Raw genomic sequence first — 10,967 nt, forward strand, 5'->3', positions numbered from 1 at the left:
GGTCAAGCCCGGAGCGGTGGTGTACGAGGTGATCGTTCGATGGTGATGTTCAGGCGCTGATGGCGCGGGCGATCAGGTCGGGGTTCACCTCCTCGGTCAGGAGGACTGTCTCGCGGTCGGCGAGGGCTGCGCGGGCTTGTTTGAGGGCCTCGAGTCCGAGGTAGCGGCGTTGTTCGGCCCATTCGTCGTGTTGCTCGGCCAGGACGGCACCGACGAGGCGGATGATCGCTTCGCGGTTGGGGAAGATGCCCACGACATCAGTGCGCCGGCGGATCTCGCGGTTCAACCGTTCGTTGGGGTTGTTGGACCAGATCTGTCGCCACAACACTTTCGGGAAGATCGTGAAGGCGAGGATGTCGGCGCGGGCGTCCTCGAGGTGCTCGGCTACTGCGGGGAGCTTGTCGTGCAGCCCCTCGAGGACGCGGTCGAACTGGGCGTGGACGGCTTGGGCGTCGGGTTGGTCGTACACCGAGTGCAGGAGGGCTTTGACCCAACCCCACTGCGATTTGGGGGTCGCGGCCATGAGGTTCGCGGCGTAGTGGGTGCGGCAGCGTTGCCAGGACGCAGCTGGCAGGGTCGCGCCGATGGCCTCGACCAAGCCGGTGTGGGCGTCACTGGTGACCAGGCCGACCGGGCCTTCTTTGGTCAGGCCGCGGGCGACGAGGTCGCGGAAGAACCCCAGCCAGCCCGCACCGGATTCGGTTGTCGCGCACTGGATACCGAGGATTTCGCGGTAGCCGTCGGCGTTGACGCCGGTGGCGACCATGACCGCGACCTTGACCACCCGCCCGTTCTCACGCACCTTCATCGTGAGCGCGTCGGCGGCCACGAACGTGTACGGCCCCTCGTCCAAGGGTCGGGTCCGGAACGCCTCGACCTGGGCGTCCAGGTCCTTGGCCATCTCGGAGACCTTTGACTTCGACAAGCCGGTGATGCCCAGCGTGCGCACCAGTTTGTCCATCCGGCGGGTGGAGACCCCAAGCAGGTAGCAGGTGGCCACGACGGTGGTCAGGGCGGCTTCAGCGCGGCGGTGCCGTTCCAGCAGCCACTCCGGGAAGAAGCTGCCTTCACGCAGCTTGGGGATCGCGATGTCGAGAGTGCCGGTGCGAGTGTCCAGGTCCCGATGCCGGTACCCGTTGCGCCGGTTCGTCCGCTCGGTTGACCGGGTCCCATAGTCGGCGCCGCACACACTGTCGGCCTGCGCCGACAACAAGGCGTTGACGAAGGTGGAGAGCAGGTCACGCATCAAGTCCGGGCTGGCCTGCGCGAGCTGCTCGTGCAAGAACACGTCAGGGTCGATACTGAGGTTCGCGGTCATCGCGATGCTCCATTCGAGAGTGCTGTGAGAGGTTCACTCGAAGGATCACGCGGTGACCGCACCTGCATCCAGCAGGGACACGCCACCGGTGTCGACGTACACCAACGCTACGGACTCAACTCTGGGTCGACCGAATCCCTACTGCCCTCGCGGTCTCCTTCACGACAAGATCCGTCGCCTGGGTCAGGCGCTCACGAGCCCTCATTCACGCGGCGACTTGCTCCTCCAAGTAGGGCTCACGCCGCTGACGGCGGGCCTCGGTGATCGTGATCGAACCCTCGCCTGGGGCGCGGCGAACTCGCCCGACCCTTTCCCCCGAGGAATTCCTGCCCCACACACCTCATGCACTGACGGACAGGGTAACTTTCGATCATGCGTAATAGCGAGCAGACTCCGGTGGCCTCTGAGTGCCCGATGTGCGGAGCGGCGGTTAGCTACTCAGGGACAGGGCGGCGGCCTGTCTACTGCTCGACACGCTGCAAGAACAGGGCGGCGAACGTCCGCGCCGCGGTTCGCGACGGGGCGCCCGTCGTCGAGGTGGTTCACGTGGTTCTGCAACGTCCCGCGCGCCCCAGCCGAGCGACAGCCAGGGGCAAGGAGCGCCGAGATGCTGCAGCCATCCGCCGGATCCGGCGGTCGCCGCGACTGCAGCGCCAACTCTTCGAGGCAATCGCCCAGGATGTTGCCGCCAACCGGTCCTGGTACACCGACTCTCCGCGTAGCCCGTGGCACAGCGCACGCAGCGGCCTGGCTCGTCTCGCCAACACCTGGCTCCCCTACCGGCATTTCGACAGCCCCGCGGCCCCAGCGTTGGAGATCGACGAGACAACTCTCGCCGCCATCATGGAACAACTGGAGCGCGACGACATGGAGGCCCCGGATTAGCGCGTTGTGGCGCAGTCGGCTGGGCAGAACTGCACTCGAGTACGGTCACAGCATGGCGACTCTCCGCGACAAGGGCTGGGCCTATTTCGACGCCATTGTGGCGGCGGCGCCTCTCCGCGATGACAACCCGTGGGTCCACCGGGGCGACCAGACGGCATACGAACCCGATTACGACACCCTCGAGCGTCTCCTCGGCGTCCCAGTCCTGCTCAAGGCCACCTCCCAGTCTGGCGTCCCCGCACTCGCCCTCGACGTGTGGGTCGCCTACGAGTTCCGACGGGCTGGCTTCGACGCCGACCGCGTGTGGCCCCGTGCCAGCACGCCGCGCGTGTTGCCGTCTGAGATCAAGGACTTCGTCGAGAAGCTCCCGAAGAAGGATCGGCCCGCACTGTGGCAGCGGATCGAGCGAGGCGTCGGCGGCCTGAGCTCTGCCAACCTCCTAGGCAAGAACTACGTCAAGCAGGTTGACGTTGTGATGAGCCGATGGGCCACAGGACCGGAGCTCATGGTCTCCACGAAGCGGATGGATTCCTCCTTCGGCAAGAACGCAGCAAATCGCGTCGAGGAGAGCTACGGCGACGCCAAGAATCTCCGCCTGCGCCACCCGCAGGCTGCACTCGGCTTCTTCTACTCGCTCAGCGCGTTGGCACTCGAGACCGAGGCGGACACAGCCGAGTGGCTCATCGACTTGCTCATCAAGTTGGGCCGGGAGGATGACGCCTATGACGCAGTTGCCCTGGTCCTGCCTGACCTGACCAAGTCGCAGGAGCCCGCAGATCCAGAGCCGGAGGAGGACTCCGGCCCGATCGAGGCTGGAGCACAGGAGGAAGTCGCTCTCGTCGAGGTGGAGGCGGGAGAGCCCACCATTGACATCGAGGACGTCGTCCCCGTCTCCCTTTACCGCGAGGCCGTGCCGGACGAGCTGGATCCCGGTCGCTTCTTCGCGGTGATGATCGCGCGCATCCTCGACAACTCCCCCGTCAACTTCCACACGGAGGCGCGCGCAAAGCGCCGATCACCGACTACTTAGACCGAGAACGCTCCACTCGGCGTTGATGAAGCTGAGCACGACTTTGCCGGATGGTGAGGAGGTCGTGGTCATGTCCCCCCCAAAGGGCGGCGTCGACGTGCTCAGAGGCCTCAAAGACGCGTCCTGCTGCCAATAGGTCTCGGACCCGCCGGCGGACGCCGCGGAGCTGACTGGTGCGCCCCTCAATCAGGATCGGAGAAGGCATGGGCCAGCGGTCTGCCTCACGCGGTTCAAGTTTGAGGATGCCGCCGCCATAGGAGCGCCCGACGAGTTCGGCGCCGAGAAGGGTCACGCTGTTCAGGGATGCCAGGGAGAGGAGGTCCCGTCCCAACGAGCGGAGTTCCGGCAACAAATACACACCGTGCACAGAGTTCAGATGGTGGACGCCAGCAATGTTCGTGCACAACCTGGCCGTATCCGCGTTCATGTACGTCAGCAACAGATCGGCTGGACGCAGGTAGGGAACACGCCACCAAGGGCTTCGCACACGGCATTTGTATGCCGTCTCGACGCCGACCTGCTCGCCGGCCGAGATGTACCGCTTAGCCGCTTTGGACGGCTCCCCCGCCGGCCGGAAGAGCCACGTGGCAGAACCAGCGTCATCAAGGGCCTCAAGAGCGGTGGCCGTGATGGACAAGCCCCGCAGATGCCGACTGCCGGGGGGTGACAGGCGAACGACGTCCCCCTCCTCAAGGCCGAGCCTTCGGACGTCGTCCCCCCGGAGAGTGAAGTACTTGTTGTTGCCCGTCACCATGCCCAAGGTCGTGTCGCCCCATGCAGAGAGGGGGACGATGTCCTGGGACTGGACAGCGGCGGCATACGCATGGGCCGCGGCGGCGGGCAGGAGGGCGCCGGACCAACGATCTTCACCGCCGGGGGACCAGCGGCGGACGTCCGACTCGGCCAAGACGCTCAGGGTCTCCCCGTTGCGGGTCTGGAGGAGTTCGCAGTGGTCAGTCGGCCCCTCTCCGCGACCTTCGGCCAGGAGCAGAACTACGTCCTCCATCACGCCTGGGAAGACTCGCTCGGTGAACAGCACCAGTCGCACCCGCCCGAAGGCCTTCATGAGGAACTCACGCACAGGCGCCGCGTAATTGACCGTCAGGATCTCGGCTGGGAGGACAAGCCCGAGTCGTCCCCCCTCGCGCACGTGCAGCGCCGAGTGCACAGTGAAGGCGGCCCAGCTGCTCGCAAGACTTGTAAGTGTTACGCCCGCCCGGAGCGCGGCGCGCTGAGCCGCGGCTCGCGTCTCTCCTGCGAAGGCCTGGTAGCGGACATAAGGCGGGTTACCAATCACGGCGTCATATGCCGCCTCGGGCTCGCTTCGGAGGAAGTCGCCCACAGCGATTTTGGCTTCGTGCCCTGCGGCATGAAGCAGATGGCGGGCCATATCAGCTGAGTGCGCGTGGAGCTCGGCACCGTGCAGGTGACCCCGGAGGCCCGTAGGCGCCCCTAGTTCGGCCAAGCGGGCGCCAGCCTCGAGCAGGAAGACGGCCTCGCCGCAGGAGGGTTCCAAGACCCGATCAGAGGGCTTGCGTATCGCCCACTCTGTGACATATCGGGCCACAGCCTCGGGAGTGAAGAAGGCCCCGCGCGCCTTCCGGAGGTCCGGAGAGTCGTGGGGGTGCAGCGCCATGGGCTCATCCTGCCCGAAGGGTGTGACAGCCCTCGCCAACGCCACGGCGGTTGCACCCCTGGGAGCCGAGAGAGCGAGGGAACCACCTCGAATTGCTAGTCAACCCTGAGGAGAGAAATCGGCTCCGCCCGCCCGGCCATGATGGCGGAGGGGGTGGCCGCGAGGATCGACAGAATCACGGTGAGGGTGGCTCCCCAAGCGCAGGCGGTCAGGATCCCGCCGGAGTCGGCGTGGAAGACCCAGCGGGTGATGCCGGTGACGACTGCTGCGCCGAGGGCGGCTCCGAAGACGGAGATGAGCAGAGCTTGGGTGATCAGGAGCCGGCTGAGTGTGCCGGGGGACCAACCGGTCGCCAGGAGGGTGCCGATCTCGCGCCGGCGTTCTTGGGCTTCGGTGGCCGCGACATGGTGGATGCCGATCGCGGCCAGGATCGCTGTCAGCACGGCGGCGGCGATGTCAGGACCTTGGACTTGGACGGTGATGGCGTCTCCGAGGACGGTGCCGACGGCTCGGTTGTGGAACTGGGTCTGCACGGTGCGGATGAGCGCGATGACCGCGGTGGCGGTGGCCGCGCCGAGCAGGGCGGCGACGGCCCGGCCGGGGGCGCTGGTCACCGAGCGCAGGGCGAGAGATGCGACGCCGGTGGCGCGTGGACTCCAGCGCGCCCCTCTGGTGGAGGCAAGGGGTTTCATCGACATCGTCGGCGGGGTACGGGTGGCCGCGATGGCTGGGCCGATCGCCGCCACGAGGGCCACGACGACGGCGGCGGGGATGGCGACCAGGACGGTGACGGGCTGGCTTGGCAGTCCCAAGGCTTGATGGGTGAGGTAGGCGATCAGGGCGCCAAGAGTCCCCGCTGCCAGGGCCGCGGCCAGCACCGGGGCCAGCAGGCCGAGGGCGATGTCGCGGGCGCGCCAGCCGAGGGCCGAGACGATCCCGATGTCGCGGCGGCGGGCGCGCGTGGTGGCGAAGGTGGCGTCGAAGACGACGAGCCCGCTGGCGATCAGGACGGCCAACGCCAACGCGGCCGAGGCCTTGTCGATGCCGGTCACGAGGCGGGTCGCGACACCCTTGACCACCCATGGTTCGTCGATGGTCAGTGCTGGCCGGCCATGGGTACCAGCTGGGATGCTCACGTGTTGTTGTCCGGCGGAGGCACCCATGGTGATGTCGACATCGAGTCCGGTTGCGGCGGCGATGGCTTCGGCGGTGGACCTGACCCGTTCCCGGTCGAGATCGCTCACCCCGGTGACGCCGGCGACTTTGACGCGTACCGCGGAGATTGGGTTGTCCTGGATGGGTGGGGTGCCGCTGAGGACTTGGCCGGCGGGGGCAGCCTTGCTCCAGAGTTGGCGGTCGGCGAAGGCAGGCAACGCGTCCAACGTGGTCAGCATCATCGGCGGCGGCTGGGTGTAACCCCACACGTTCGCCGACGGCAACCATGGCTTGTCACCCAAGGCCCGAGCGCTGGCGGGATCCCCACCGATGGGTGCTGAGTAGGAGAAGGTCCCCAACGGGAGGGAAGCGAGGGATCGGGCATTGGGCAGGCGGGCGGGGTCGAAGACGCCCGTCTTCACGAGGGTGGGTGGTGCTTGGTCGGGGGCGGCGAAGTAGCCGTCCATGGTGCGGAACGCGGTGTCGTCCCCACCGGGTGGGATCGCGGATCCTTGGGCACCCGGCAGGCCCGTGCCGTAGCCCCAGCCGACCGCGAACCCGGGGAATCCCTTGGCGGTCAACGATCCATCCGAGGCCGTGCTGAGTTGCAGCGGGCTGGTGCGGGTGACTCGCAGGATGGTGCGGGTTTGGGCGTCGCCATCGCTCGTGGCGGTGGGGAGGGAGTCCAGCAGTCGTCGGTATGCCGCGGACGCGTTCGCGGTCAGTGTCGGCAACGTCCGATCTGCCGGCCCCTTGAACGCTGCGGGCAGCTCCCCGGCATACCCCTCTCGCGACAACGCGGTCACCTCGGGACCGTCGAAGAGGTCCACTGTCGCCGACACATCCAGTTGCAGGTAGGGCTGGTTAGCCACGGCCACCGGCACCGGACGCCCCGGCTGGGTGTCACCCCCACTGCCTAGGCCGAAGGTCCTCATCTTGGGCTCGCCCGGAGTCAGCCACGACCCGCTCACCATGGCCTCCTGTACACCCGTGAGCTGATCTTCCTTGGTCGGGTCCACGGCCGCGATCAGGAACGGGAACGGGTAGGGCACGTCGACGATCGTCGAGGATCGTGCACCGTTCTTCGCTGTCACGTTGGACGTCGAGAGCGCGAGGAAGGTCGGCTCCTGCTCGTCGACCTTCTCGGTCACCGGAGCCGGGGCACGGAAACCCACCTCGGAACCATCCGGGCGGGTCTCGACCACGACCGAGTACTGCGAACCGCCCGGTTCCAGCGAGGGAGGCTGGAACCGGATCGGGTTCGGGGTGATGTACAACAAGGCGGGTGCGGCCTTGACCACGCTCGCGCCGTTGTCGTACGACCACGTCGTCTTTGTGCGCACCACGACCGGATGGTCGGTGCTCGCCAACGCGCCCAAGTCCACCTGGACCGTCGCGTAGGCCACCACCCAGCCGATGATCGCCACCGGCGCTGCGACCTTCACCCCGGGCTGGCCCTCGATCTGATGCCACTGCTCGGGCGAGATCCCACCCTGGACCGCCGAGAGAAACCCGGGCTGGACCAACCCGGTGGACTGCTCGGCCGCCGAACGTGACCCCTTGGGGCGCACCAGGATGTCGTAGCCCGCCGAGACCGCAGAGGCATCCACGGTGCCTCGCACGTCCAACCGGGTCCGTTCAGTCGCCCCGGTCAACACGCCATAGGCACCGGTGGCCAACGTCAACGTCACCAAGATCGTGGTCAAGTTGCCCGCCAGCAGCAAGCGCCGACTCCCCAGACGGAAGCCCATCACGCGCCCACGTCGTCCGTCGAACGGTCCCCGACAATGCGACCATCACGCATCGTCACCACGCGACCACAACGCCCCGCGACCTCGGGGTCATGCGTGGCCAACAGGACAGTGGCCCCGCGCGCTGCAGCCACCGTCGCGATCACTTCCATCACGGTGTCCGCGTTCTCGCTGTCCAGATTCCCGGTCGGCTCATCCGCCAAGATCAACGCCGGATCCGCCACCAACGCCCGCGCGATCGCGACCCGCTGCTGCTGACCCCCCGACAACTGCCCAGGCAAGGCGTCCAGGCGTTCCGACAATCCCACCTCCGCCAACAGCTCCCGAGATCGCGCTTTGGCTGTGGACGCCGAGGTGTACGGGATTAGGGGCACTCCCACGTTCTCCTCCGCCGTCAACCCCGGAATCAGGTTGAACGCCTGAAAGACGAAACCCACGCGGCGCCGATGCTGCACCAGACGCCGACCCCGCAACCCCGCCACATCGACCTCACCCACCCAGATCGAACCGCTCGTCGGAGAGTCCAACCCGCCCACCAGATGCAGCAACGTCGACTTCCCCGACCCTGAGGCACCCATCAGCGCCACCAGGGCTGCCGATGACACGTCGAGGGAAACTCCACGGAGCGCCTCGACCGCGGACCCTTGGGCACCGAAGGACTTCGTGACGTGCTCGAGCCTCAGGTCCATGGGCTCATCCTCTGTCTCGGGCGGGAGCCGTGCAACGGCACGCATCGGCCCGGCAAAGGGGACAGTCGAGGGATGAACCTCGGTGAGTCTTCCGCCGCTTTCGGATGACGAAGGAGGACTTGCCATGACACTCAAGACCCGTCGTCAGTTCGAAACCCTCGCTCGCGCCGCCGAGCGAACGGGGCTCAGCACCAGGACCTTGCGCCGTCGCATCGCTGCCGGCGACCTTGTCGCCTACCGGAATGGTCCGCGCGTCATCCGCCTCGATCCGGATGACGTCGACCGTCTGATGGTCCGTATACCCACGGTCGGGTGACGAGCACAGCCTCCATCCACAGGTGCACGCATTCGTGAGCGTCGTGCACAGGGCATTCCGACCACTGCCTCTGCCACCGTCAGCGATGGTCCAGTAACGCCATGACGTACTCCGATGCCACCTACGACTGGGTCAAGGTCGCGGCCCTGATCGACGACGCCTGTGCCTCCCTTTGCGACTCACGGGAACACGATGACCCGCTCGTCCACCGGATCTGGCGGCTCGGCTCCGAAGCGCTCCTCATGACGCCCATGCCCCATGTTGACCTCCGCGACGCGTACAAGGTTCTGCCCCAGGCCGTCGGCGACCCTCGCGATCTGCTGCTCCGCGGCGAGGAACTGACCCGAGCGCACCCCATCGAGGAGTTCCCTCCCGGTGCAAGCGCGGTCCTCGTTGAACTCATCGACGTGATTCGGGACCACTTCGGAGGGCTGTGATCGATCCCGTCTGCGGCGAACGCCAGTTACCGAGTCTCAGGCCTTGGAGGTTGTTCCCGTACGACTCGATACCACGTCGGACAGGCGCTCCCGTTGCCGACACCACCGCGCCGCTTCGGGATCGATGCACGCTAGCAGCGCGATCGCACGTTCGAGGTCGGCCATGAGGTCGCGACGGTGGATCGGCTCATGGTGCGCCGCACGATTCCGCAGGTAGAGCAACTGCTCCAGGTCGCTCTCGATTCGGCGGCGATGCTGGTCGGCGGGGGCATCCGTCCGGGGGAAGGCGTGACGAAGATTTGGCACCCAAAGGGACGCGTAATACCGCCGGCTTACCAAGTAGCGCCAGAAGCCAAGGTTCAGTTCGGCCACGACGTGGCCGTGAGTGACCTGTCGCCCACCTCTGGCAGCGCGGTCCTTGGCCTTCATGATGTCAGCGCGCCCACGACCGTCGAGTGGCGCAGTCCTCAGCCAGTCCGAGTTCTGGCGACTCGCAGCCCAGTTGCGCATCTGGGCGTCGAGTGAGTTTCGAACGACTACCTCGACCATCGCGGACAAGGACAACGCCGCGGCCGAGGCTTCGATGTTCCATTCGTAGAGCGCGAAGGCCTCCTCGAGATCACCGTCAGACGCCGACAGATACGACCCGAGACGCTCTGCGGACAGCAGGTCACGCAAGCGTTCGTAGTCCACCGGTCTTGGCTCCACGCTCACCCCTCAGCTATAGTCATGCACGAAGACCCCGGAACGATCCCTGGTGAAAGCCACATCGCCGGGGTTTCGTCATCTGCCCACCGAGTAGGCTCACGGTGGCAGGCCACGCGCAGCCCCCGGAGGGTCGTGAGCCTACTCGGTGGGCACGACACGACGCTTGGACCACTTCTTGGCCTCCTTGGACATCCGCGCGGCGATCTCGGCGTCCCTCCCCCGTGCAACGTGTTGGTAGCGCAGCGCCATCTGCGGAGTGGAGTGCCCGATCCTCGCCATGAGTTCCGCGAGCGTGGCACCCGACTGAGCCGCCAACACCGCTCCCGTATGCCGCAGGTCGTGCACCCGCAGATCGGTGCGGCTCGCCGCCACCCGAGCCTTGAGCCAGTGCCGTCGGAAAGTGTTCGAGTGGACCTGGACGTCCGGGTCGCCGACGGACGGAAAGAGCAACGCTTCCCCACCGGCCCCGACATGCTCCTTGAGATGTTCCTTCAGGATCGGCAGCAGGTGCGGTGGGATCGCGACGTCCCGCATCCCGGCTGCGGTCTTCGGTTTGCCGACGGTGACCTCCTTGCCGATGCGGACGACTCCGCGCATGACGTGGATGGTCCCCGCCTTGAGATCAACGTCCTTGCGACGAAGTTCTGAGACCTCACCGAACCTGAGGCCACACCATGCGCCGATGAGCACCAGGGCGCGATACGGCGCAGGGATCCTTTCCAGCAGCACCTCGAGCTCCGCAAGCGTGGCCGGCTCGATCGACCGCACGCGCTTGGCCGAACCAGCGCCGCGCACTCGACAGGGGTTCGAGGCGAGGATCTCGTCGGTGACCGCTGTCGACAGAATCGAGCGCAACAGGCTGTAGGTGTGCGCCCGCTGGGTAGGCCGACTCGAATCCAAGCCGCAGTGCCACGTCCTCACCACCTGCGGCGTGATATCCCGAAGGGACACCTCCCCGAAGGCGGGCAGGATGAACCGATCCAGGAGTCGCCTATACAGCGCCCTGGTCCGGGGCTTGAGCTCCCGCTGCTCGAGCCACGCC

The 10,967-nt window shown here is 66.8% G+C and carries 10 protein-coding genes; 4 read left to right on the forward strand and 6 right to left on the reverse strand.

All coding sequences use genetic code 11. The features are described 5' to 3' along the window. Positions 1-49: 49 nt before the first annotated feature. On the reverse strand, positions 50-1,318 hold the full coding sequence (locus BN10_RS14185; RefSeq protein WP_010849552.1) for an IS256 family transposase: 1,269 nt from the start codon (positions 1,316-1,318) through the stop codon (positions 50-52). Positions 1,319-1,864: 546 nt separating this feature from the next. On the opposite strand from BN10_RS14185, the gene BN10_RS14190 reads away from it, so the two are divergent. Both BN10_RS14190 and BN10_RS14195 read left to right on the forward strand, forming a co-directional pair. After that, positions 1,865-2,203 carry a hypothetical protein gene (locus BN10_RS14190; protein WP_040751982.1) on the forward strand — a complete coding sequence of 113 codons (339 nt, stop codon included), beginning with the start codon at positions 1,865-1,867 and terminating at the stop codon, positions 2,201-2,203. A gap of 52 nt (positions 2,204-2,255) precedes the next feature. Further along, positions 2,256-3,233 (forward strand): hypothetical protein, encoded by a 978-nt coding sequence (locus tag BN10_RS14195; protein ID WP_010851946.1) that lies wholly within the window; start codon positions 2,256-2,258, stop codon positions 3,231-3,233. On the opposite strand, the gene BN10_RS14200 is transcribed toward BN10_RS14195, so the two are convergent. The 3 genes from BN10_RS14200 to BN10_RS14210 all read right to left on the reverse strand — a co-directional run bounded on the left by BN10_RS14200 (position 3,226) and on the right by BN10_RS14210 (position 8,509). Further along, positions 3,226-4,869, reverse strand: a complete 1,644-nt coding sequence (locus BN10_RS14200) for an HsdM family class I SAM-dependent methyltransferase (RefSeq protein ID WP_010851947.1) — start codon at positions 4,867-4,869, stop codon at positions 3,226-3,228. The two genes, BN10_RS14195 and BN10_RS14200, sit on opposite strands and share 8 nt — an antisense overlap. Before the next feature lie 95 nt (positions 4,870-4,964). After that, positions 4,965-7,730, reverse strand: a complete 2,766-nt coding sequence (locus BN10_RS14205) for an ABC transporter permease (protein WP_198014066.1) — start codon at positions 7,728-7,730, stop codon at positions 4,965-4,967. A 44-nt stretch (positions 7,731-7,774) separates the two neighbouring features. After that, positions 7,775-8,509 (reverse strand): ABC transporter ATP-binding protein, encoded by a 735-nt coding sequence (locus tag BN10_RS14210; RefSeq protein ID WP_040751984.1) that lies wholly within the window; start codon positions 8,507-8,509, stop codon positions 7,775-7,777. A gap of 79 nt (positions 8,510-8,588) precedes the next feature. Between BN10_RS14210 and BN10_RS14215 the strand changes: the two genes are divergently transcribed. Beyond that, positions 8,589-8,780, forward strand: a complete 192-nt coding sequence (locus BN10_RS14215; protein WP_040751986.1) for an excisionase family DNA-binding protein — start codon at positions 8,589-8,591, stop codon at positions 8,778-8,780. Positions 8,781-8,881: 101 nt separating this feature from the next. After that, on the forward strand, positions 8,882-9,217 hold the full coding sequence (locus BN10_RS14220) for a hypothetical protein (protein WP_010851950.1): 336 nt from the start codon (positions 8,882-8,884) through the stop codon (positions 9,215-9,217). Between the two features lie 36 nt (positions 9,218-9,253). Here the strand turns inward: BN10_RS14220 and BN10_RS14225 are convergent, their stop codons facing one another. Next, positions 9,254-9,925 (reverse strand): hypothetical protein, encoded by a 672-nt coding sequence (locus BN10_RS14225; RefSeq protein WP_156917251.1) that lies wholly within the window; start codon positions 9,923-9,925, stop codon positions 9,254-9,256. 138 nt (positions 9,926-10,063) lie between these two features. Then, a partial coding sequence (locus BN10_RS14230; protein ID WP_051369730.1) for a tyrosine-type recombinase/integrase occupies positions 10,064-10,967 on the reverse strand: 904 nt, incomplete at its 5' end.

The organism is Phycicoccus elongatus Lp2 (assembly GCF_000367525.1).
GTDB lineage: Bacteria > Actinomycetota > Actinomycetes > Actinomycetales > Dermatophilaceae > Phycicoccus_A > Phycicoccus_A elongatus.

Bases quoted from the DNA above. Each gene is read 5' to 3' on its own strand.
- BN10_RS14220 (WP_010851950.1), top strand. From the start codon at position 8,882: ATGACGTACTCCGATGCCACCTACGACTGGGTCAAGGTCGCGGCCCTG.
- BN10_RS14215 (WP_040751986.1), top strand. From the start codon at position 8,589: ATGACACTCAAGACCCGTCGTCAGTTCGAAACCCTCGCTCGCGCCGCC.
- BN10_RS14210 (WP_040751984.1), bottom strand. From the start codon at position 8,509: ATGCGTGCCGTTGCACGGCTCCCGCCCGAGACAGAGGATGAGCCCATG.
- BN10_RS14185 (WP_010849552.1), bottom strand. From the start codon at position 1,318: ATGACCGCGAACCTCAGTATCGACCCTGACGTGTTCTTGCACGAGCAG.
- BN10_RS14195 (WP_010851946.1), top strand. From the start codon at position 2,256: ATGGCGACTCTCCGCGACAAGGGCTGGGCCTATTTCGACGCCATTGTG.
- BN10_RS14200 (WP_010851947.1), bottom strand. From the start codon at position 4,869: ATGGCGCTGCACCCCCACGACTCTCCGGACCTCCGGAAGGCGCGCGGG.